Below are 23,590 nucleotides of genomic sequence, written 5' to 3' on the forward strand. Positions count from 1 at the left end.
GAGGAGAGCGCATCTGGCATGAGCGACGTGGGACTGTTGTTCGTCGGCGCGGTGCTGATCATCAACGGCATCATGCTTCTCGGCGCGATCACGGACAAGGCGGCGGCTCCGCTCAACTTCTTCGTCGGCGCACTGCAGGTGGTGACGCCGACGTTTCTCATCATGACGGCCGACGGCGACCGGGCGATCATCGCCGGGGCCGCCGGGCTCTACCTGTTCGGCTTCACCTACCTGTGGGTGGGCATCAACGCCGCGACGGGGTGGCCAGGGGAGGGGCTCGGCTGGTTCTCGCTCTTCGTCGCGGCCGCCGCCGTGGGGTACGCCGTCTACACCTGGCAGACCGGCGGCCGGGTGTTCACGGTCATCTGGCTCGCCTGGGCCCTGCTGTGGTTCCTCTTCTTCCTGGTGCTCGCTCTCGGGCATACGAGACTCAGCCGCTTCACCGGATTGGTCGCGGTCGCCGAAGGCGTGCTCACGGCCGCCGTTCCGGCCGCGCTCGCGCTCACCGGGCTGTGGCGCGACTCGACGGGGGCGGCCCTGATCGCCGCCGTGCTCACCGTCGTCGCACTCGCCGTGCTGTGGTGGGCCGGGCGTGTGCCCGGCCGGCGTACGAGTGCGGCCTGAGGTCGCGACGGCGACGGCCACCCCTTCCAGGCAGGTCGGGGTGGCCGTCGGCGCGCCGAGGGTCAGCTCGGGGCGTTCACCGGCTTGCCGTCCTCCCAGACGTTGCCGCTCCAGACGTTGCCGGAGCCGTTCTTGTCCCAGTAGGCGGCGTGGCCGTTGTAGCCGCCCTTGGGCCAGACGTCCTTGCTGAAGACGTTGTCGATGACCTTGATGTTGGACGAGGTGCCCTTGCTTCCGGCGCCCGCGTAGATCGAGTAGCCGCCGCCGGCCAGGAAGTTGCCCTCGACCGTGACGTTGCGGACGACGCCGAAGTCCTGGAAGAGGGCCACCGCGCCGGTCTGCTCAAGGGTGTTGACGACCGTGTTGTTGCGGATCACCAGCTTCTCCCCGGACGGCGGGCCCGACGTACACATGATCATGTCGGTGTGGTCGCCGGAGAAGTACTTCGGATCGTGCAGGTAGGAGTCCTCGATGAGGCCCTGCTCGGTCAGGATGCCGTTGCTGATCGTGTGGATGTCCACGCGCCTGACCGTCAGGTCGCCGCCCTGGTTGAGGATGCCGAACTGCGTCCGCTGGCTGCCGTTGCCGAAGATCTCGCTGTCCTCGACGGTGAGACCGCTGCTGCCCTGGCGCTGGATGATGCCCCAGTCGCCGGGGGCCGCCGCGAGGCGGACGTTGCGGATGGTCACGTTGTCGGCCTCGATGTTGATCTCGCCCTTGACCTCGAGGTTCTCGACCACCGTGCCGTCCTTGGTGACCCGCACCGAGCCGCTCTTCTCCAGCGTGACGCCGGAGGAGACCCCGGTGGTCGACGCGTTGGGGAAGTTGCCGGTCGGCGGCTTGCTCGTCGGCTCCTCGCTCGGCTTGGTCGGGGACGGCGTCGGCGTGCGGGTCTTGGTGGCGCTCGGGGACGGGGACGGCGTCCGGGTCCTCGTGGCGCTCGGCGACGGCGACGGGGTGCGGGTCCTGGTGGCGGTCGCCGACGGCGAGCCGCTCGGGGAACTCGACCCGGTCGGGGTCGGGTCGCCGCCGCCCGTCAGCGTGGGCGTGGGGCTCGCGGTGAGCGTGGGCTCGGCCGACCCGCTGGACGTCGGGCTCGCCGACGGGCTTCCCTGGGTCGCCGAGGACGACGGCGAGGCCGTCGGGGACCCGTGCGGACGCGGGCGGTGCCGGCGCCACTCGCGGTGCCGGAACACCACGTCGACCCAGTAGCTCACCTTCTTGCGGTGGACCTGGGACGGGTACCCGCCGGGGCCGACGCCGAACACGCCGGCCTGGCCGGTCAGCGGCCCCTCCGTGACCGGCTCGTCGAAGACGCCGGCCGAGGCCACGTAACGGCCGTCAGGGGTGTGGTACGAGACGGTATACGTGCGCCCGGCGGTCACCGGGACGGGCTTGTCGAACATCGCCTGCTGCCAGCCGCTGCGGGTCTCGCCCTTGAAGGTCACCTTCGCGAGGAGCTTGCCGTCGGAGTCCCACAGGCTGCCGCGGTGCGTGCCGCGCTCGGAGGCGGGCTTGTAGAAGCGGACGCCCGCGACCTCGCCGTTGCGGCTCGCCTTGAAGCGGGTGCCCAGTTCGAGCGGGGCGTTCTCGGCCTTGGACGCGCCCTTGACGACCTTGCGCGACTTCCAGAGGCTGGTCTCCAGCGTCACTTCCGTCGAGACGGGAGCCGCGTTGACCACGGACCCGGCGGGTTCCGCCGTGTCCTTCTTGTTGATGACGACCACCGTGACGGTCGCGCCGATGACCGCGGCGGCCGCCAGCAATGACACCTTTCCCAGCACGGGGAAACGAGCCCCGCCGGATCGAGGTTCAACGGAAGCGGGCCCGCGTCGCTCGCGCGGCCCGTCCGCATGCCGGGGATTGCTCACTACCCGAGCCTCCACCTCCGGCGCTTTCTCGGGCGCCGGACTCCGATCATGTTCAGTGCGAGGCCATTGTTGCGGTTGGGAAACGGTGTGACAACCGGAACAGCCATCTTTAAGCGGTTAATCCGCTGAATTCAGCATGGAAAGCGTGATTCCGGCACCACAATTCCTGGATCGGAGCCATCCGAATGTGTGGTATGCAAGACCGCCGCCGGTCAATACCGGCGACGCGCGCCGTCAAACCGGGCGGCCAGAGAAATGATCTTTCTCAAAGCCGCCCGGCCAGAAAAGATCATCAGACGGCCGGCCGCCCGCCTCTCAGCCGCGCGTAATAGGCCACGCAGTCGTCGTACACCGGCAGAAGCCCCTTGTCCCTGGCCTCCTCCAGCGTGGGCGCGACGGAGTCCTTGGGGGAGAGCAACGGCTCCACGTCCTGCGGCCAGACGATGCCGACGGCCGGGTCGAGGGGGTGGATCCCGTGCTCGCGCGAGGGCGCGTAGGGCTCGGAGCACACGTACACCACGCTCGCCTGGTCGGTCAGCGCCATGAAGGCGTGGCCGAGCCCCTCACCGACGTACACGCCCTGCCTTTCCTGATCGTTCAGCTCGACGGACTGCCACCGGCCGAAGGTGGGCGATCCCACGCGGATGTCGACGACGACGTCCATCACCCTGCCGGAGACGCAGGTGACGAACTTGGCCTGGCCCGGGGGCACCTCGGCGAAGTGGACGCCGCGGATGACGCCGCGCCGCGAGATGGACAGGTTTCCCTGGGCGAGGTTCAGGTCGTGCCCGACGGCCTCACGCAACCGGTCGGCACGGAACCACTCCAGGAACGTTCCTCTTTCGTCTCCATGGATGGCGGGGGTGTAGAGGTACGCGCCACTGATGCTGAGTTCCTTCACGTGCCCAAGAGTGACATCTCCCATCTCGGTGCGCTATCCAATGACCCGGGCGTGCGACAGTAGTGTGCGCCCTTCTGCGATAGTTGGCGCGGTCTGATTGGAACGTGCCGGAGCCTCTCCCCCGGCGATCCCGGCCCGTCCCAAGCAGACGGCTCTCCCGTAATCCGAAGTCTCCACCTTGGAGTCTCCGCCCGTACTCGCCGCCTAGGAGAGACCATGAGCCGGCTGAACGCTCTCCGGAGCCGCTTCGTCGACGCCCCCGACTCGCTCGGCGCCAAGGCGCGGACCCGCCGCTGGCACTGGTTCGCCCAGAACTTCCCCGACCTGTCGTCCATGTCGGTGATCGACCTCGGAGGCACGGCCGGCGCGTGGATGCGCGCCCCGGTACGCCCGGCGCACGTTCACGTCGTCAACCTGGAGAAGCCCCCGGCCGACCTGCCGTCATGGCTGCGGGCGGACGTGGCGGACGCGTGCGAGCTGCCCCGCGAGATCCTGGGCACCAAGTACGACCTCGTCTTCTCCAACGCGGTCATCGAGCACGTCGGCGGGCACCTGCGCCGCCAGATGTTCGCCGACTCGGTGCAGCGCCTGGCGGACCTGCACTGGGTGCAGACGCCGTACCGGTACTTCCCGGTCGAGCCGCACTTCCTGTTCCCGTTCTTCCAGTACATGCCGATCGCGATGCGCACCTCCCTGCTGCGCCGCTGGCCGCTGGTGCACACCCCCACCTCCGACCGCGTGGCCGCCCGCAACATCGTCATGGAGGTCGAGCTGCTCAGCATCACCGAGATGCGGCACTACTTCCCCTCCTCCACCATCCGCTTCGAACGCCTCGGGGGGCTGGTGAAGTCCGTCATCGCGATGAAGACCCACTGAGGCGCCGAAGCCGAAGGGACACTCCTGTGACTCTTGGGACGGATGTTGGCGAAGCACGTAAACCGAGCTCGCCGTCCGGACGTCGATTCGACGGGACCACGCTCCGCAGCGTGAGCACCGCCGGGGATCACCACCCAGATCACGTGGGAGCTTCATTGAATTCGCGCCATGCCGCGCGCCGGTTCAGAGCGGCCATCTCAGCGACACTGCTGACCGTGGCCGCCCTGCTGTCGGCACCCGCAGCGCCCGCACAGGCCATGGCCCTGTGCAACCCGGGCAGTGCGGGCGAAAACAAGATCACCTGTGAGAACCTCAACACAGGCACCGACAAGAACGTCTGGGACACCAACCCTCACGGCACCGTCGAGGGTTACGGCGACCAGATGAGCGTCAACCTCGGCCAGACGATCAACTTCAAGGTCCGGTCCACCGCGCTCAACCTGCAGATCGACATCTACCGGATGGGCTACTACCAGGGGAAGGGCGCGCGGTTCATCACCTCGGTGCCCGCCACCACCTCGGTCTCCCGTAACCAGCCGGGCTGCCCGGAGAACACCACCACGGGCGAGGTCGCCTGCAACTGGGGCAACGTCGCCAACTGGACCGTTCCGTCCACGGCCGTCTCCGGTATCTACTTCGCCCACGTGATCCGCACCGACACCAACGACGACACCCACATCGTCTTCGTCGTGCGCGATGACGCGAGCACCGCCGACCTGCTCTTCCGCACCTCTGACAGCACCTGGCAGGCGTACAACTCCTGGGGCGACATCCCGGCCACCGAGGACAACCCCTACAAGGTGAAGAACAGCCTGTACCGCGGCGACAGCGTCGCGGCGCCCGGCCGCGCGGTCAAGGTGAGCTACAACCGTCCCTTCAACACGCGGGAGAGCACCCCGTGGGGACGCGACTTCGTCTTCGCCAACGAGTACCCGATGGTGCGCTGGCTCGAGGCCAACGGGTACGACGTGACCTACCAGTCGTCGCTGGACGCGGCGCGCGCTCCCTCCGCGCTGCTGAACCACAAGACGCTGATGTCCGTCGGCCACGACGAGTACTGGTCCGGCGAGGAGCGCACGGCGTTCGAGAACGCCCGCGACCACGGCGTCAACCTGGCCTTCTTCAGCGGCAACGAGGTCTACTGGAAGACCCGCTGGGAGAACTCCTACCGCACGCTGGTCTCCTACAAGGAGACGCACGCCAACGCCAAGATCGACCCGATGCCGAAGGTGTGGACGGGCACCTGGCGCGATACGCGGTTCAGCAAGCCCAACCTCCCGGACGACGTCGCGGCCGACGGCGGCAGGCCGGAGAACAGCCTCACCGGCACACTGTTCACCGTGAACTGCACGGTGAAGAACGACGGCTGCCCGGCGATCCCGCTCACGGTGCCCGCGGCCGACGGCAAGATGCGGTTCTGGCGCGGCACGTCGGTCGCCAACCAGGTCAGCGGCTCGCAGAGCATCCCCGGCCTGGTCGGCTACGAGTGGGACGAGGACATCGACAACGGGGTCCGGCCCGGGGGCCTGGTGCCGCTGTCCACGACGACGGCCGTCGCCGACGAGGTGCTGATCGACTACGGCACCAACGTCGCCCAGAAGAGCGCCACGCACCGCATGACCATGTACCGGGCGGAGAGCGGCGCGCTGGTGTTCGGGGCCGGAACGGTGCAGTGGACCTGGGGCCTGGACGACGAGCACGACAGCTACTCCGAGAACGGCTTCGCCGACGGCCGTATCAAGCAGGCCACCGTGAACCTGTTCGCCGACATGGGCGTGCAGCCGAAGTCGCTGCAGTCGGGCAGCCTCGCCACCAAGTCCACCGACACCACCGCCCCCACCGTGACGCTCACCGCGCCCGTGGCCAACGCGACCCTGAACAACGGCGCCACCGTCACGGTCAGCGGCACCGCGGCGGACGTCGGCGGCCAGGTCGGCGGGGTCGAGGTCTCCACCGACGGCGGCACCACGTGGCACCCGGCCACCGGCCGCACGGCCTGGACCTACTCCTGGAAGGTCACCGGGGTCGGCGCGACCACGATCAAGGTGCGGGCCGGGGACGACAGCGGCAACATCGGCGCCGAGGCGAGCAGGAACGTCACCGTCGAGTGCCCGTGCAGCCTGTTCCCCTCCTCCGCGGTTCCGAAGAACCCGGCGGAGAACGACTCCAGCCCGCTGGAGGCCGGCGTCCGCTTCACCTCCTCGACCAACGGCTACCTGACCGGGATCAAGTTCTACAAGGGCACCGGCAACACCGGCACCCACACCGGCACGCTGTGGTCGGACACCGGCGACGTGCTGGCGACCGGGCAGTTCAAGAACGAGACGGCGACCGGCTGGCAGAAGCTGACCTTCGACTCGCCGGTCTACATCACCGCGAACACGCCGTACGTCGCCTCGTACTTCGCGCCGAACGGCCACTACGCCGCCGACTCGGACTTCTTCCGGTACGAGAAGCTGGTCAACGAGCCGCTCACCGCGCCGAAGACCATCGAGACCGCGCCCAACGGCGTCTACAGGTCCGGGGAGGGCTTCCCGACCCAGACCTTCAACGGCGGCAACTACTACGTCGACGTGGTGTTCACGGTCAAGGACGTCTACCCGCCGGCGGCCACCTCGGTGACCCCGGTCCCGGGCTCGTCCAGCGTGCCGACGACCGTCCAGCCGAAGATCACCTTCGGTGAGCCGATCAAGACCGGCACCGCGACCTTCACGCTGAAGGACCAGACGCAGGCCTCCGTCGCGGGCAACGTCTCGCTGGACGCCACCCGCAAGACGCTGACCTTCGTGCCGACCGCGCCGCTCGCGGCCGGCGAGAAGTTCACCGTCACGGTCAGCGGCGCCGAGGACGACGCCGGCAACGTCATGGCCACGCCGTACACGTTCACGTTCACCACGGCCAAGGCGTTCGCGGCGGGCGTGTGCCCGTGCAGCGTGTGGCCGGACGTGACCGTCCCGGCGGAGCCGAGCGTCAACGACAGCGCCGGGGTCGAGGTCGGCGTGAAGTTCCAGACCACCTCCGACGGCTTCATCGAGGGCATCCGGTTCTACAAGGGGCCGGGCAACACCGGCACCCACACCGGAACCCTGTGGAGCGGCACGGGCCAGGAACTGACCACGGCCACCTTCACCGACGAGTCGACGCAGGGGTGGCAGGAGGTCTACTTCGGCACGCCGTGGCCGGTGACCAAGGACACCACCTACGTCGCCTCCTACCACGCGCCGAACGGCCACTACTCGGCCACGGGCAACGGGCTGGCCTCCCAGGTCAACGCCACCCCGCTGCGCGTGCTCGCCAGCTCGTCCAGCGGCGGCAACGGCGTCTACAAGTACGGCGCGCGCTCGTTCCCGACCAGCTCGTGGGGCGCGACCAACTACTGGGTCGACGTGATGTTCACGAAGCTGGCGGACACGACGGCGCCGTACATCACCGGCAAGTCGCCCGACCACGGCGGCACCGGCGTGGCGACCGGCACCGCGGTGGCGGCGACGTTCAGCGAGGCGATCGCCGCGAACACCGCCCAGATCACGGTGAAGAACGCCGCGAACCAGACGGTCGCGGGCACCCGGGCGCTCAACGAGGCGCGCACGATGCTCACCTTCACCCCGGACGCCGCGCTGGCGCAGAGCACGACCTACACCGTGTCGGTCACCGGCGCCAAGGACGACGACGGGAACACCATGACGGCGACGTCGTGGTCGTTCACGACCGGCGGCGCGGCGAGCTGCCCGTGTTCGATCTTCGCCAGCAACGCCGTGCCGAACAACCCGGCCGACGGCGACACCTCGGCGGTCGAGCTCGGCGTGAAGTTCACGGCCGAGATGGACGGCAAGGTGACCGGCGTCCGGTTCTACAAGGGCGCGGGCAACACCGGCACGCACGTCGGCAACCTGTGGAGCGCCACCGGCACTCCGCTGGCGAACGGCACCTTCCAGAACGAGACCGCCACCGGCTGGCAGACGCTGATCTTCGACCAGCCCGTGGACATCGTCGCCGGCCAGGTGTACGTGGCCTCCTACCTCGCGCCCAACGGGCACTACTCGGGCGACGGCGGCTTCTTCAACTCCGGGCCGTACGACAACTCGCCGCTGCACGCCGTGGCCAACGGCGGGCCGGCGGGCGGCAACGGCGTCTACCGGTACGGGGAGACCTCGGGCTTCCCGGCCTCCAGTTACAACGGCGCGAACTACTGGGTGGACGTTCTGTTCACTCCAGCGAGCTAATCACGTCACCCGCGTGCGGTTCGCTCGTCCTCGGGCGGGCCGCACGCGGGCGGCCCAGCGGTACGAGAGGAGATCCGCGTGACATCGATCGGCCTTGCCGTCATCGGGGCGGGCTATTGGGGACCCAACCTGGTGCGCAACGCCATGGCCACCCCGGAGCTGCGCCTGGAGTGGCTGTGCGACCTCGATGAGGACCGCGCGAAGGCGGTCCTCGGCCGCTACACCACGGTGAGGCCGACCACATCCGTGGAGCGGGTGCTCGCCGACCCGGCGGTGGAGGCCGTGGCGATCGCCACCCCGGCGCGCACGCATTTCGACCTGGTGCGGGCCGCCCTGGACGCGGGCAAGCACGTGCTGGTCGAGAAGCCCCTCACCCCGACCCACGCCGAGGGCGCCAAGCTGGTGGCCCTGGCCGAGGAGCGGAACCGGGTGCTCATGCTCGACCACACCTTCTGCTACACGCCGGTGGTCCGCAAGATCCGCGACCTGATCGCCACGGGCGAGCTCGGCGACGTGCAGTTCGTCGACTCGGTGCGCATCAACCTGGGCCTGGTCCAGCCGGACGTGGACGTCCTGTGGGACCTGGCGCCGCACGACCTGTCGATCCTCGACTTCGTGCTGCCCGAAGGGGTCTCCCCGGTGGCCGTCGCCGCGCAGAGCTCCGACCCGATCGGCGCCGGCAAGCCGTGCCTGGCCTACCTGACCGTGTGGCTGTCCTCGGGCGCCATCGCGCACGTCCACGTGAACTGGCTCAGCCCGACCAAGATCCGCACCACCGTGATCGGCGGCTCGCGCCGCACGATCGTGTGGGACGACGTCAACCCGGCCCAGCGCCTCGCCGTGTACGACAGGGGGGTGGACCTTTCGGCCGTAGGGGAGGACGAGCGAAGGGCGGCCCTCATCTCCTATCGAACCGGTGACGTCGTCGTACCCGCCCTGCCCGAGCGCGAGGCGCTGCGCGGGGTGATGAGCGAGTTCGCGGCCTCGATCACCGAGGGCCGCGCTCCCCTGACCGACGGGAAGGCGGGGCTGCGTGTGCTCGCTCTCCTGGAAGCGGCGGGGCAAAGCATCCAAAATGACGGCAGACGAATCGACCTTGGGGGATCCACCCGATGATCAAGAACAGCCGCTGCCTGGTGACCGGGGGCGCGGGGACGATCGGCTCGACGATCGTCGACCAGCTCCTCGCCGCGGGCGCGGACGAGGTCGTCGTGCTCGACAACTTCGTCCGGGGCCGCCGGGCCAACCTCGCCGCCGCCGAGGCGGTCGCCGAGGGGCGCCTGCGCGTGGTCGAGGGCGACATCCGTGACACCGCGCTGGTCCGCCAGGTCACCAAGGGCATGGACGTGGTCTTCCACCAGGCCGCCATCCGCATCACCCAGTGCGCCGAGGAGCCCCGCCTGGCCCTGGAGGTCCTGGTCGACGGCACCTACGAGGTCGTCGAGGCCGCGGCGGACGCGGGCGTGCGCAAGGTCGTCGCCGCATCCTCCGCCTCGGTGTACGGCCTGGCCACCGAGTTCCCCACCCGCGAGGACCACCACCCGTACGACAACGACACCCTGTACGGGGCCGCCAAGACGTTCAACGAGGGCCTGCTGCGCAGCTTCAAGGCCATGCGCGGGCTCGACTACGTGGCGCTGCGGTACTTCAACGTGTACGGCCCGCGCATGGACATCCACGGCCTCTACACCGAGGTGCTGATCCGCTGGATGGAGCGCATCGAGAACGGCCAGGCCCCGCTGATCCTCGGCGACGGCCTGCAGACCATGGACTTCGTCTACACCGAGGACATCGCCCGCGCCAACCTGCTGGCCGCGGCGAGCGACGCCACCGACCAGGTGTTCAACATCGCCAGCTCCACCGAGACCAGCCTGCGCGAGCTGGCCGAGACGCTGATGTCGGTCATGGGACGCTCCGACCTCGGCCTGGAGTTCGGCCCCGCCCGCGCGGTGAACGGCGTCACCCGCCGCCTCGCCGACGTGGGCGCCGCCGCCGAGCGGCTCGGCTGGAAGGCCGAGGTCGACCTGGAAGAGGGCCTGCGCCGCCTCGTGGCATGGTGGCGCGCCGAGAAGTCCCGGTGAACGGCGCGATCGTCTACGCGGGAGGCACGCGCTACGACGGCGTGAGCGGCACGGACCGGCACGTGGCCGACCGGCTGAGCGCGTACGCGGACGTCCTGTACGTCGATCCGCCCCGGCCGCTGCGCTCGGGCCTGCGCGACCCGGAGACCGGGAAGGCGGGCCACGTGCTGCGGCAGGCCGGGCCGCGGCTGTGGCGGCTGAGCCCGGTGGCGCCGCCCGCCGCCTACCGTCCGGGCGTGGACCGCGTCACCGCGGCCCTGGCCCGGCGCGCGGTGCGCGCGGCCGCCCGCGAGGCCGGCCTCGGCATCGGCGCCGTCGTCGTCGCGGGCACGACCGACCTGATGGACGTCCGGCGCGGCGCCCGCACCGTGCGCTTCGTCACCGACGACCTGGTGGCGGGGGCCTCGCTCATCCGCATGTCGGCGGCTCGGCTGGAGCAGTCCGAGCGCCGCATGACGCGGCGCGCGAGCGAGGTCGTCGTGGTCTCCCCCGGCCTGGCCGAACGGGTGGCGCTCATGGGCCGCACGGCGACGCTCGTCCCCAACGGGTGCGACGTGGCGGCGTACGCCGCCGTCGACGACGCGCCGCACCCCGCCGACCTGCCCGCCGACCTGGCCGCCACCCCGGTCGCGGGCTTCGTCGGCCACATCAACGCGCGCATCGACATCGCGCTGCTGGAGGCCGTCGCCGACACCGGGGCCCCGCTGGTGCTGGTCGGGCCGCGCGTCGGCGAGTACGAGCCCGAGCGCTGGCCCGCGCTCGTCGGACGGGCCAACGTCCACTGGGTGGGGCGCAAACCCTACGAGGAGCTGCCGTCGTACCTGCGGCTCATCGACGTCGGCCTCACCCCCTACGCCGACTCGGAGTTCAACCGGGCGAGCTTCCCGCTGAAGACGCTCGAATACCTGGCGGCCGGGCGCGGGGTCGTCTCCACCGACCTTCCCGCCACCACGTGGCTGGAGGCCGGGCCGCTGATCCCGGTCGCCCGCGGCGCGGCGGAGTTCGCCGCGACCGTCACCGCGCAGCTGCGCGTCGCGCGCACGCCCGCGCTCGCCGAGCGGCGGCGGGCGTTCGCGGCGCGGCACGACTGGAACGAACGGGTCCGCCTGCTGGCGGACCTCCTCGGAATCGACATCAGGGAGGTGGCCGGGCGATGATCCCGGTGATGCGGCCGTGGTTCGGCCCGGAGGAGCAGGCGGCCGTCGGCGAGGTCATCGCCTCGGGCTGGGTCGCCCAGGGGCCGAGGGTCGCCGAGTTCGAGCGCAGGTTCGCCGCGAGCGTCCAGGCGGGTCACGGCGTCGCCGCCTCGTCCTGCACGACGGCGCTCCACCTCGCCCTGGTGCTCGCCGGCATCGGCCCCGGCGACGAGGTCGTGGTGCCGTCGCTGTCGTTCATCGCGACCGCCAACGTCGTCAGGTACGTCGGCGCCACCCCGGTGTTCGCCGACATCGACCCGGCGACCGGCAACCTCACCGCCAAGACCGTCGAGGCCGCCCGCACCCCGAGCACCCGCGCGGCGATCGTCGTCCACCAGGGCGGCCTGCCCGCCGACGTCGAGGAGATCCGCGCCGCCCACGAGGGCCTCCTGCTCATCGAGGACGCCGCCTGCGCGGCCGGGTCCACCTACCGCGGCCGGCCGGTCGGCGCGGGCGCGCACCTGGCGGCCTGGTCCTTCCACCCGCGCAAGCTGCTCACCACCGGCGAGGGCGGCATGCTCACCACCGACGACCCCGAGGTCGCCGCGCGGGCGCGGCGGCTGCGCGAGCACGGCATGAGCGTCAGCGCGGCCGACCGGCACGCCTCCGGCTCCACGGCACCCGAGCAGTACACCGAGGTCGGCTACAACTACCGGATGACCGACCTGCAGGCGGCCGTCGGGCTCGTGCAGCTCGACAGGCTGCCCGAGATGGTCGCCCGCCGCCGGGCCCTCGCCGCGCGCTACATGAACTTCCTGGGCGGCATCCCCGGGCTGACCATGGCGCGCGACCCCGAGTACGGCACCGGCAACTTCCAGTCCTTCTGGATCGCCCTGCCCGAGGACTTCCCCATGAACCGGGGCGAACTGCTGGACTTCCTCGCCGCGCGCGGCGTCTCCGCCCGGCGCGGCATCATGGCCGCCCACCTGGAGCCCGCCTACGCCGGCACCGGCGCCTGGGATCTGCCTGCCACCGAGTGGCTGACGGCCAACTCGCTGATCCTGCCGCTGTACCACAGCATGACCGACGCCGAGCACGACCAGGTCGTGGAGGCGATCCACGCCGCCGCCGCGGGCGGCTGACCGTGCGCGTCCTGGTGTACCCGCACGCCATGGAGGTCGGCGGCAGCCAGCTCAACGCCATCGAGCTCGGCGCCGCCGTCCAGGCGATGGGCCACGAGGTCGCCGTCATCGGCGAGCCCGGCCCGCTGGTCGAGTACGTCCACAAGGCCGGCCTCGAACACCTGCCGCTGGACCCGGGGCGGCGCCGTCCGTCCATGACCACGGTGCGCATGCTGCGCGACCTGTCGGCGCGGCGCGGGCTCGACGTCATCCACGGGTACGAGTGGCCGCCCGGCGTGGAGGCGTTCTACGCGGGCCTGCGCGGCCCCGCCGCCGCGGTCTGCACGATCATGTCGATGGCGGTGGCGCCGTTCCTGCCGTCCTCGCTGCCGCTGGTCGTCGGCACCCGCGAGATCCAGGAACAGGCCGCACCCGGACGGCGGCACGTCCACCTCATCGAGCCGCCCGTCGACGTCGCCGCCAACGCCCCCGGCCACCCGGCCGGCGAGTTCCGCCGCGAGTTCGGCCTGGAGGAAGGGCCCTTCGACCTCGTCGTGGTGAGCCGTCTCGCGCCGGAGCTGAAGCTCGAAGGCATCCTCACCGCCGTGGACGTCGTCGGCAGGCTCGCCGCCGAGCTGGACATCCGGCTCATCCTCGTCGGCGACGGCGCGGCCCGCGCCCAGGTGGAGGAGCGCGCCGCCGCCGCCAACGCCGCCGCCGGCCGCCGCGTCGTCGTGCTCACCGGCCAGATCCTCGACCCCCGGCCCGCGTACGCGGCCGCCACGGCGTGCCTGGCCATGGGAGGGTCGGCGCTGCGCTCGCTCGCGTTCGCCAAGCCGCTCATCGTGCAGGGCGAGGTGGGCTTCTTCGAGCTCCTCACCCCCGAGACCGAGAAGATCTTCCTCAAGCAGGGCTGGTACGGCATCGGCCGCGCCCCCGAGGACGGCGCCCCGAAGCTGGAGAGCATGCTGCGCGGCCTCTACGCGAGCCCCGGGCTGCGGCGCGAGCTCGGCGAGTACGGCAGACGCCTGGTCGTCGAGCGCTTCAGCCTGGAGCGGGCCGCGCGCGTCCAGCTCTCCATCTACGAGCAGGCGGTCAGCGAGCGGCTCGCCGCCGTGGACGCCGTCGGCACCGCCGCCGGGGTGCTGCGCTACAAGCTGCGCCGCAAGTACGAGCGCTGGCGCGGCACCCACGCCCAGGACGACTTCAACGCCGTGGCGCGGAGGCCCCGGTGACCGATCTGGTTCCCAGGTCCGCCGCCGGCGGTGGGAGGGCCGCGTGACCGACCTCGACCCCGGATCCGGCCCTCCCGCTCAGGCCCCGGCGGACTCCTCTTCGCTGCGGGCCAGGGCGGGCAAGGCGCTCGGGTTCAGCTTCCTCAGCACCATCGCCGCGCGCCTCGGCACGCTCGCCATCGGCATCACGCTCGCGCGCGTGCTCGGGCCGCACGAGTTCGGCACGTTCGCGGTCGCGCTCGTCGCGCTGCTCGCCATGCTGAGCATCAACGAGCTCGGTGTCAGCCTCGCCATCGTCCGCTGGCCCGACGAGCCGCGCGGGATCATCCCGACCGTCGCCACGCTGTCGGCCGGGTTCAGCGTGCTGGTGTGCGGCGCGTTCATGCTCGCCGCGCCCGCGTTCGCCGAGGCCATGGGCAACCCCGCCGCCACCGGGCCCGTCCGGGTGCTCTCGCTCAGCGTCCTCATCAACGGCCTGGTGGCGACGTCCGCGGCGGTGATCCAGCGGCGCTTCCTGCAGGGCCGCAAGATGATCGCCGACCAGGTGGACAACTGGCTCGGCGCGCTCGTGTCCCTGGGCCTGGCGCTGACCGGCTGGGGCGCGATGAGCCTGGCCATCGGCCGGGTCGCCGGGTCGCTGGCCGGCGGGGCGCTGCTGATCCGCTTCTCGCCCGAACGGCTGCGGTTCGGCTTCGACCGGGAGGTGGCCCGGCGGCTGCTGTCGTTCGGCGTGCCGCTCGCCGGGTCGTCCCTGCTGGTCTTCGCCGTCGGGTACGCCGACCAGCTCGTCATCGGCCACCTGCTCGGGTCCACGGCCCTCGGTTTCTACGTGCTGGCCGTGAACCTGTCGGGATGGCCGGTCGCGGTGTTCTCGCAGCCGGTGCGCGCGGTGGCGCCCGCCGCGTTCGCCCGCCTCCAGCACGACCGTCCGACGCTGAACCGGTCGTTCGTCGCGGTCGCCGGGCTGCTCGTCGGGCTCACCCTGCCGATCTGCCTGCTGCTCAGCGGCGCCGCGCCCTCCGTCATCCGCTTCGTGTACGGGCCGGAGTGGGAGCCGGCGGCCGTCGCCCTGGCCGGGCTCGGCGTGCTCGCCGGGCTGCGCATCTTCTTCGAGCTGGTCTACGACTACCTGGTCGTCCTCGAACGCTCCCGCGCGGTGCTCGCCGTCCAGGCCCTGTGGCTGGTCGTGCTGGTCCCCGCCATGTGGATCGGCGTGAGCAGGGACGGGCTGCGCGGCGCGGCCGTCGCGCTGGTCGCGGTCGCGGCGGTCGTCGTCCTGCCCACCTACCTGGGGCAGTTGCGCGGCTCCGGGGTCGGCCTCATGGACCTCGCCGCCAACCTCTGGCAGGCGGTGCTCGCCGCGCTCGCCGTCGGGGCCGCGGCGGTCCTCGCGGTGCGCACCCTCTCGCCCGACCTGGTGGTGCTCGCCGCCGCAGGACTGTTCGCGGTGCTCGTCGTCGGGGCGTACGGCTACCGCAGGCGCGGCGTGCTGCGCGCCGTCAAGGAGACGTCATGACCGCCGCCCCGCGCGCACGCTCGCGTCCCGGCCTGGGAGGATTCGTGCCGGGCCGCACCACTTCGAAGGAGCTCCGATGACGCCGCTTCTCCTCATCGGAGCGGGCGGGCTGGCGCGGGAGGTCGCCCAGCTCGTCCACGCGATCAACGACGCCTCCCCCACCTGGGACCTGCTCGGCCACCTGGACGACGACCCGGCGAAGCAGGGCGCCCTCGTGGACGGCGTGCCCGTGCTGGCGGGATCCTCCGAGGTGTTCGAGCGGAAGGACGCGCGGGTCGTCATCTGCACGGCCAGCCCGCGCGACACCGCCAGCCGCGCCCGCATCGCCGCCCGCCTCGGCCTGCCCGACGAGCGGTACGCCACGCTCGTCCACCCGTCCGCCTCGGTGTCCCGGTCCTCCGCCATCGGGCCGGGGTCGATCGTGCTGGCCCAGGTCGTCATGACCGCCGCCGTCGCCGTGGGCGCGCACGTGTGCGTGATGCCGCACGTCACCCTCACCCACGACGACGTGGTCGAGGACCACGCCACGATCGCCTCGGGCGCGCGGTTCGCCGGAGGCGTGCGCGTCGGACGCGGCGCCTACATCGGGGCCGGTGCCCTCGTCCGCGAGAACCTCACGATCGGGCGCCACGCCCTGGTCGGCATGGGCTCCGTCGTGACCAAGAACGTCCCCGCCCAGGAGGTCTGGGCGGGCGTGCCCGCGAAATTCATCCGTCCCGCCACAGTCATCACGGAGCACTGACATGATCCCATTCGTCGATCTGCGCGCCGCCCACGCCGAGGTGGCCGAGGAAGTGGCTCAGGGCTTCGACCGCGTGCTCCAGGACACCGCCTTCGTCCAGGGGCCGGACGTCGCCGCCTTCGAGCAGGAGTACGCGGAGTTCTCCGAGGTGCCGCACTGCGTCGGCGTCGGCAACGGCACCGACGCGATCGAGCTGAGCCTGCGCGCCGCGGGCCTTGAGCCGGGCTCGGGCGCCGTACTGCCCGCCAACACCTTCGTCGCCACGGCCGAGGCCGTCGTGCGCGCGGGCCTGCGCCCCGTGCTCGCCGACTGCGACGACGACCACCTGCTCCTCGACCCGGCCGCCGCCGAGGCCGCCGTCACGCCGGACGTGGCCGCCGTCCTGCCCGTCCACCTGTACGGCCAGCAGGCGCCGATGGCCGCCGTGCAGGACCTCGCCGCCCGGCACGGCCTCACCGTCGTCGAGGACGCCGCCCAGTCGCAAGGGTCCCGTCAGGAGGGACGGCCGCCGATCGGCCTCGCCTCCACGAGCTTCTACCCCGGCAAGAACCTCGGCGCCTACGGCGAGGCGGGCGCCGTCCTCACCTCCTCAGCCGAACTGGCGACCGCCCTCCGGCTGCTCACCAACCACGGCAGCCGGCAGAAGTACCAGCACGAGACGCTCGGCTTCAACTCCCGCCTCGACACTTTGCAGGCCGTGGTGCTGCGCGCCAAGCTCAAGCGCCTCGCCCGCTGGAACGAACTGCGCCGCGCCGCCGCCGAACGCTACGACAAGCTCCTGTCCGGCGTGCAGGGCGTCCGCCTGCCCCGCGTCGCCCCCGGCAACCTGCACGTCTGGCACCTGTACGTCATCCGCGTCCCCCAGCGCGACAAGGTGCTGGCCGGCCTCCACGCCGCCGGCGTCCAGGCCCAGATCCACTACCCCTACCCCGTCCACCTGACCCCGGCCTTCCACGACCTCGGCTACGCCCCCGGCGACTTCCCCATCGCCGAGAAGGCCGCCACCGAGATCCTCTCCCTCCCCATGCACCCCCACCTGACCCCCTCCCAGCAGGAGCGCGTGGCGGAAACCCTGGACAAGGTCCTCAGCAGCCTCTGACCACGCACCGGACCACGAGGGACGCTTCCACCGGCGCCGGTGGGGCGTCCCTCACCGTGCGTGATCGAGCGGGTCGCCGTGGTGAGGACGTCATCGGCGTTCCAAGCGGGTCATGTGGGCGGCGATGTGATCCGCGGTGGGCCGATGCAGGGTGTCGACCAGATGTCCGTCGGTCAGGAACACCACCGTGTCGGCGTAGGAGGCGGCGACCGGGTCGTGGGTCACCATGATCACGGTACGGCCGTGCCTGTCGACCATGGCGCGGAGCAACTCCAGCACCTCCTTGGCGCTACGGGTGTCCAGCGCACCGGTCGGCTCGTCGGCGAACAGCACCGCCGGGCCGGTGATGAGGGCGCGGGCGAGCGCGACCCGCTGCTGCTGCCCGCCGGACAGCTCAGCGGGACGGTGCGACCTCCGCTCCGCCAGACCGACCGCGGCCAACGCGTGACCGACCTCCTCGCGGGAGGGCTTGCGGCCGTCCAGCAGCAGCGGCAGCATGACGTTCTGCTCGGCCGTCAGCGCGGCGACCAGATTGAACGCCTGGAAGACGAAGCCGATCCTTTCTCTGCGCAGCACGGTGAGCCGGTGCTCGTCCAGCGTGGCCAGATCGACACCGGTGAGCAGCACCTGGCCGGCGTCCGGCCGGTCCAGACCCGCCGCGCACTGCAGCAGCGTGGACTTGCCCGACCCGGACGGCCCCATCACGGCGGTGAAGCCGCCCGTGGCGAATCTCAGGCTCAGACTCGCCAGTGCGGTCACCGCCGCACTCCCGGTTCCGAACGTCTTGTGTACCGAGCGCAGCTCGACGGCGTGGTCCATGGCGGGCACCTTCTCTGTGGTCACTCGGACACCAGGGCGGGAGTACGCAGCGCCGCCATGGCGGTCAGTGTCGTGGCGAGGACGGCGAGCAGGGCACTCGTGGCGGCGAGCGCGAGGACGGGCGCCCACGGGATGGCGAGTGAGGCGCCGGGCACGATCCGGGTCAGCGCGGCGAGCAGCCCCGCGAAGTTGACCGCGGACGCCCCGGCGGCCGGCACCATCGCGGCCGCCACGACCACGATCGACTCGGCCAGCAGCGCGGCCACCGCCTGCCGCGACGTGGCTCCGACCAGCCGCAGCATGGCCAGATCCCGTCGGCGGCCGGTGGCGGCCATCACCATGGTGTTGACGATGGCGACGCAGCTATAAACGATGGCGATCCCGAGCGTGACCATCATGCCGATCGCGCTCGTGCCCTGGTCGCCGCCGGCCGCCGTGCCGGCCCATTGGCTCTTGGTCAACAGCGTGGCGCCCAGTTCGGCGCTCTTCTCGCCCAGTTCCGCGGCGGCGCCGCTGGTGGCCGTCACATACGCCACCTCCGCCGCACTCGCTCCACCGTGGGAGGCGTCCAGATAGAAGTCCGCCCCGCCGGTGCCGCTCCCCACCACCGCGACCACCGTGAGGGACAGCGGCTTACCGTTTCCCGGTGTGATCCGCACGCGTTGGCCGACGCCGAGTTCCCACCGTTCGGACACCACGATGCCGCCGGGCCCCAGGTCCCGCAGCGATCCTGAGGTCAACGGCAGCGAGGTCATCGCGGCGAACTGCGCGGAGTCGGTGGCGTAACCCTCGAATTCGTCGGTGCCGCCGGGCTCGATGGTCGAGCGTACGGTCACCGGCGCCAGCGCGGCGATCTGGACACCGGGTATCGACCGGGCCTGTTCGAGCGCCTTCGCGCTGATCATGGCGTCGCCGGAGGGGACCAGCACGTAGTCCGCGCGTAACCGGCTGCCCGCCTCGGCCACCTGGGCCTGGCCGATCGTCTCCAGGGCGCCGAGCAGGCTGATCGACATGCCGGCGGTGATGAGAATGGGCAGGGCCGTGGCCGCCGTGCGCCGGGCCATGCTGAGGGTGTTCTCCCGCACCAGGGTGCCGATCGCGCTGCCACCACGCGCCCATGGCAAGGTCAGCAGCTTGAGGATGGGCGGGATGAGGGCCGGCGCCAGCAGTGCCACTGCCGCGACCAGGGCGAGGAGCACCCAGAGATAGATCACGGGGACCATGGCGATCTCCGGCAGGACGGTCGCGACGACGCCCATTCCCATGAGCGAAATCACCAGGAGGGCGATGCCCCACGCCGTTCGCGCCGACCGGCCGCGGTGTGACCTGGGCGGGTCTCCAGCCGCCTCCCGCAGCGACTGTGTCGGCCGGATGGTCGCCGCGCGTCGCGAGGCGGCCGACACGCTCAGTGCCGTCACCGCCAGCCCGGCGAGGCAGGCGAGCACGAGCGGCACGGGCGAGATCGACACCTTGAACCACGACGGCGCCATGTCGCCCGAGACCAGCACGGCGGCCAGCACCGGGGCGCCCGCCATGCTGATCAGGACGCCGATGGCGCAGCCGGCTCCGGCCAGGAGCAACGCCTCGACCAGGATCATCCGCCGCACCTGACGCGGGGTGGCGCCGACCAGGCGTAAGAGCGCCAGCTCGCGCGTGCGCTGAATGACCGTCAGGGCGAAGGTGGAGGCCACGATGAAGACGGTGGCGAACCCCGTCACCCCCGCGGACACGCCGAGCAGCACCACGGTCCCGGTCAGCGCGGCGCGTTCGTGCGAGAAACCCGTGAGCGCCGAGTTCATCACCAGCGCGACGGTGGCGATGACGCCGACGCCGAGAGCGAGCGCCACGAGAGCCGCGGCGAAGGACACCCATCGCGCCCGAAGCGTGCTCAACGCGATGCTCAGCACTGGCGAACCCCCCGACCTCCCGCGAACGGGGAGACAGCGGTGCCGGGCCGTACGAGGTCGGGGTTGCTTTCAGCCCGTTCCCGCACGACAGGAAGAAGAGTTCTCATACCGATTCTCCAGATGGCTCGTATTCGGCGGCGTACCCGATCGCGGGTGATACGCACGCGAATTCCTCCCGCCAATGGGCGAAATTCAACGCTGCGCCGAAGATAGTGGATTCATAGCGGTTCACGGAATAGTCGCGCGGGGCGCGATCATAGCCCTCCACAATTACGGCAGGGGGCACTGATGTCACTTTCTGAGTGCGGCCGCCACCGCCGAGAAGGTGGTGCACCGGGTGTCCCAGCAGAGCGGCATCGGAGCCGGCATCAGAGGTCACGCGCGGGCGGACGGCGGACCACGATCATGGCCGAGGTGTGGGCACGCGGCCCCGGCCCACTTTCACCCGCCGTTCACGACCCCAAATACGCCACCCGTACTCCGCCCGCGGTGTTGCGCACCGAAATGATATTCGCGGCGTCGGCGGTGGCGCGAACACCGATATTCTGCTCGCCGACACCCCCGCGAATGTCGAGGGCGTAACCATCGCTTTCCGGCACCTCCAGATCGATGTCACCGGCCTCGGAATTCGTCCGCAACGAACCCGGCGCCCGAACGAACCTCAACACGATGTCGCCCATTCGGGTCCCCGCCCCGACGTCCGCCGTGCGCAGCCCTGTGCCGGTGATCGTGCCGGTCGCCGTGGCGAGCCGTAGTACCCCGGTCAGGTCGCGCAGCGTGATGTCGCCTTCGGAGGTCCGCGCGTCGACCGTGACCCCGGGGGGAACCGTGAGCCTGTAGCCGACCCAGCAAGCCGCGATCAAGGAGTCCTGGTCGCACGTCGCCTCCACCCGGAAGGTCTCCCCGGACCACCGCTCCTCCAGCACCGGTTTGGGACCCGACCAGGTCATCCGCCGTTCGACGCCGACCTGTCCGGCCTGGCCCGCGACGAGACGCACCTCGCCTATCCCGAGATCCAGCTCGATCCGGCTGACCGGCCGCCGGTGGGTCTGCTGCTGCGTCTCGCTCTGCCTGGCCAACCACGACAACAGCGACATTCCGCTCAGCGTGGCCATAAGAAGCGCCGCACCCGCCCCGAGAGTGATCCATCCCGCACGGGCCCACCTCGACGCGGTCATACCTTCAGGTATCTCAGCACGGCGAGCACCCTCCGGTGGTCGGTGTCCGCGGCGGGCAGGTCCAGCTTGGTGAAGATGCCGTTGATGTGCTTGGCGACCGCGCTCTCACTGATCGCCAGGCCCGTCGCGATGCCCGCGTTCGACCTGCCCTCGGCCATCAGCGACAACACCTCCCGTTCACGTCGTGACAGCCTGCCGAGGCTGTCCGGCCTACTTCTGATGAGCAACTGCGAGACCACTTCCGGATCGAGCGCCGTACCACCCGCGGCGACACGGCGTACGGCTTCGAGGAACTGGCTGAAGTTCCCCACACGGTCCTTGAGCAGATAGCCGAGGCCGCTGGACTCCCCGGCGAGCAACTCGACGGCGTACCGCTCCTCCACGTACTGGGAGAGAACCAGCACGGCGACCTCCGGCCACCGCTCGCGCACGACCACCGCGGCGCGCATGCCCTCGTCGGTCTGTGTGGGGGGCATCCGCACGTCGATCAGCGCGAGGTCCGGCCGATGCCGGTCGACGGCGTCCAGCAGGCCATCCGGGTCCGAGGCCGTCGAGACGACGCGGATCCCGGCCAGTTCGAAGAGCCGCACCAACCCTTCCCGCAGCAGCGCGGAATCCTCGGCGATCACGACACGCACGGCAGCTCCACAGTGATCACGGTCGGCCCGCCCACCGGGCTGTCGATGGCCAGTTCGCCGCCCGCCGAGATCACCCGTTCCCGTAGTCCGCGCAGTCCGGTGCCCTTCTCCAAACTGGCGCCGCCACGGCCGTCGTCGACGACACGAATCCGAAGCCGGTCGTCGAGCCGGTTGACATCGATGTGCACCTCGTCAGCCTCCGCGTGCTTGGCGACATTGGTCAGCGCCTCCGAGACGACGAAGTAGGCCGCCGCCTCGATCGTCGGCGCGGGCCGTGGCACGACGTCCACGGTGAGACACACCGAAACCGGCAACCTCGCCGCGATACCCGACAACGCCGCGTCCAGGCCGCGCTCGTCCAGGACCGCCGGATACAGCCCGCGGACGAATCCGCGCAGCTCGGTCAGCGTCTGCATGGCCTCGTCGTGCGCGTCGACGACGAGCTTGTGCTCCTCCGGCGGGAGATGGGAGAGCAGTTCCCTGGCGATGCCCAGGTTCATCGCCAGAGACGTCAACCGCTGCTGCGTGCCGTCGTGCAGGTCGCGCTCGATCCGTCTGCGTTCCGCGTCGGCGGCGTCGATGAGACGCACCTGGCTCTCGGCCAGGACCTCGACCCGCTGGGCCAGGTGATCGGCGCGAGACGGAGCCAGCAGGCGACGCGCGACCGCGGCGTCCCAGGCGGCCATCGCCCGCACCACCCATGGCGTGCCGTACAGGCACAGCAGGCCGACCGAGGTGAGCACGATCAGCGTCACCGGCTCGTGCAACCGCCAGCCGAAGTCGTTGCGCTCCGGAAGCGCCCAGGCGTAGGCGGCGATCGGCGTGCCCAGCAGGCCGATCGTCCACAAGGTCATCGAGACCGCCGTACCCGGCATGAGAGCCACGCCGCTGAGCAGGCCGTAGGCCAGGCGCGAGCGCACGACGGGCTGCTGTGCCTCTGCCCATACGCGTGAACGCAGGCTGGGGCCGCCAGGGGGCGACTGGATGACGGCCGGAATCGGCTCACCTCGCAGGGCGGCGAACCTGGACCTGTTCATCCGCGTGCACATCCGGCCGCACCGCAGCAGGACGGACAAGGGGAGCCGGCGAATCCCGGCGACGGCGAACATCAGCACCACGGAGCCGACCACGCTGAGCAGCGTGAACGTCAAGATCCCGACGATGCCGCCCACGACGATCTGAAACGTGGCCATCCAGGTGCTGACCCGCCAGGGCGCACGCAGCACCCGGCCCCCGACGGTCACGAGAACCTCCCGGTTTCCACGCATCGGTGTGGCCGTCTCTGTCGGTAGGAGATCACGTACCCGGCTCCGCGACAAACCCGGAGCCGCGGCGGCGGAAGCAGAGACCGCCGATCCGACTCAGCATGTTCTTCACTGTGGCGGTCGAGGAGCTCGGTGTCTGTAATGCCTGCTCCCGTTTCCGGGTGGTACTAGGTACAGCCCCACGAGAACACGACGAGATCCCCGGCCCGGGGGCGCGGCCGACCACTCCCGGCGTCGCTCGGCAGTGGTCGTCGCGTACGACACCATGGACAGGTGGCCCCGTACTCGCCGGCCTCGAGAGGGTGCCCATGTCGGTGTCGTGGACCATCCGCGGTGCGGAAACGGTCAGGGAACTCGG

18 protein-coding genes are annotated in these 23,590 nt (G+C 70.9%); 11 read left to right on the forward strand and 7 right to left on the reverse strand.

The genetic code is table 11. From position 1 onward, the window contains the following. The first annotated feature begins 18 nt into the window (after positions 1-18). A complete protein-coding gene (locus tag BJ981_RS05400) occupies positions 19-624 on the forward strand; it encodes an AmiS/UreI family transporter (protein WP_184608612.1) in 606 nt (201 codons plus the stop codon). 62 nt (positions 625-686) lie between these two features. On the opposite strand, the gene BJ981_RS05405 is transcribed toward BJ981_RS05400, so the two are convergent. Beyond that, entirely contained in the window at positions 687-2,396 is a 1,710-nt protein-coding gene (locus BJ981_RS05405) for a DUF4082 domain-containing protein (RefSeq protein WP_184608614.1), read from the reverse strand. Positions 2,397-2,787: 391 nt separating this feature from the next. Continuing rightward, entirely contained in the window at positions 2,788-3,396 is a 609-nt protein-coding gene (gene rfbC, locus BJ981_RS05410; RefSeq protein WP_184608616.1) for a dTDP-4-dehydrorhamnose 3,5-epimerase, read from the reverse strand. A 216-nt stretch (positions 3,397-3,612) separates the two neighbouring features. Here rfbC and BJ981_RS05415 point away from each other — a divergent pair, with 216 nt between their 5' ends. The 10 genes from BJ981_RS05415 to BJ981_RS05460 all read left to right on the forward strand — a co-directional run bounded on the left by BJ981_RS05415 (position 3,613) and on the right by BJ981_RS05460 (position 17,425). After that, positions 3,613-4,272, forward strand: a complete 660-nt coding sequence (locus BJ981_RS05415; protein WP_184608618.1) for a class I SAM-dependent methyltransferase — start codon at positions 3,613-3,615, stop codon at positions 4,270-4,272. A gap of 215 nt (positions 4,273-4,487) precedes the next feature. Then, positions 4,488-8,495, forward strand: coding sequence for a DUF4082 domain-containing protein (locus tag BJ981_RS05420; protein ID WP_184608620.1), 4,008 nt, complete (start codon positions 4,488-4,490; stop codon positions 8,493-8,495). A 78-nt stretch (positions 8,496-8,573) separates the two neighbouring features. After that, entirely contained in the window at positions 8,574-9,611 is a 1,038-nt protein-coding gene (locus BJ981_RS05425) for a Gfo/Idh/MocA family protein (RefSeq protein ID WP_184608622.1), read from the forward strand. After that, positions 9,608-10,576, forward strand: a complete 969-nt coding sequence (locus BJ981_RS05430) for an NAD-dependent epimerase/dehydratase family protein (protein ID WP_184608624.1) — start codon at positions 9,608-9,610, stop codon at positions 10,574-10,576. Before BJ981_RS05425 ends, BJ981_RS05430 begins: the two co-directional genes overlap by 4 nt. Continuing rightward, positions 10,573-11,733, forward strand: a complete 1,161-nt coding sequence (locus BJ981_RS39030; protein WP_184608626.1) for a glycosyltransferase — start codon at positions 10,573-10,575, stop codon at positions 11,731-11,733. Before BJ981_RS05430 ends, BJ981_RS39030 begins: the two co-directional genes overlap by 4 nt. Then, positions 11,730-12,854: a DegT/DnrJ/EryC1/StrS family aminotransferase gene (locus tag BJ981_RS05440; protein WP_184608628.1), complete on the forward strand. Its 1,125-nt coding sequence runs from the start codon at positions 11,730-11,732 to the stop codon at positions 12,852-12,854. The genes BJ981_RS39030 and BJ981_RS05440 overlap by 4 nt, the downstream gene beginning before the upstream one ends. Positions 12,855-12,856: 2 nt before the next feature. Further along, positions 12,857-14,068 (forward strand): glycosyltransferase, encoded by a 1,212-nt coding sequence (locus BJ981_RS05445; protein WP_184608630.1) that lies wholly within the window; start codon positions 12,857-12,859, stop codon positions 14,066-14,068. A 43-nt stretch (positions 14,069-14,111) separates the two neighbouring features. Continuing rightward, positions 14,112-15,584, forward strand: a complete 1,473-nt coding sequence (locus BJ981_RS05450) for an oligosaccharide flippase family protein (protein WP_184608632.1) — start codon at positions 14,112-14,114, stop codon at positions 15,582-15,584. A gap of 76 nt (positions 15,585-15,660) precedes the next feature. Further along, complete coding sequence (locus BJ981_RS05455; protein WP_184608634.1) at positions 15,661-16,326, forward strand: acetyltransferase; 666 nt, start codon at positions 15,661-15,663, stop codon at positions 16,324-16,326. Position 16,327: 1 nt separating this feature from the next. Then, on the forward strand, positions 16,328-17,425 hold the full coding sequence (locus BJ981_RS05460) for a DegT/DnrJ/EryC1/StrS family aminotransferase (RefSeq protein ID WP_184608635.1): 1,098 nt from the start codon (positions 16,328-16,330) through the stop codon (positions 17,423-17,425). A 90-nt stretch (positions 17,426-17,515) separates the two neighbouring features. On the opposite strand, the gene BJ981_RS05465 is transcribed toward BJ981_RS05460, so the two are convergent. The 5 genes from BJ981_RS05465 to BJ981_RS05485 form a co-directional block, all read right to left on the reverse strand. Beyond that, on the reverse strand, positions 17,516-18,268 hold the full coding sequence (locus tag BJ981_RS05465) for an ABC transporter ATP-binding protein (protein WP_372436951.1): 753 nt from the start codon (positions 18,266-18,268) through the stop codon (positions 17,516-17,518). After that, on the reverse strand, positions 18,265-20,136 hold the full coding sequence (locus tag BJ981_RS05470) for an ABC transporter permease (RefSeq protein ID WP_184608637.1): 1,872 nt from the start codon (positions 20,134-20,136) through the stop codon (positions 18,265-18,267). The genes BJ981_RS05465 and BJ981_RS05470 overlap by 4 nt, the downstream gene beginning before the upstream one ends. Before the next feature lie 467 nt (positions 20,137-20,603). After that, positions 20,604-21,266: a DUF4097 family beta strand repeat-containing protein gene (locus tag BJ981_RS05475; RefSeq protein WP_184608639.1), complete on the reverse strand. Its 663-nt coding sequence runs from the start codon at positions 21,264-21,266 to the stop codon at positions 20,604-20,606. A 59-nt stretch (positions 21,267-21,325) separates the two neighbouring features. Beyond that, entirely contained in the window at positions 21,326-21,967 is a 642-nt protein-coding gene (locus BJ981_RS05480) for a response regulator (protein WP_184608640.1), read from the reverse strand. Continuing rightward, complete coding sequence (locus tag BJ981_RS05485) at positions 21,955-23,211, reverse strand: sensor histidine kinase (protein WP_239139440.1); 1,257 nt, start codon at positions 23,209-23,211, stop codon at positions 21,955-21,957. Before BJ981_RS05485 ends, BJ981_RS05480 begins: the two co-directional genes overlap by 13 nt. Positions 23,212-23,590: the final 379 nt, after the last annotated feature.

This window comes from Sphaerisporangium krabiense (genome assembly GCF_014200435.1).
GTDB classification, from domain to species: Bacteria; Actinomycetota; Actinomycetes; order Streptosporangiales; family Streptosporangiaceae; genus Sphaerisporangium; species Sphaerisporangium krabiense.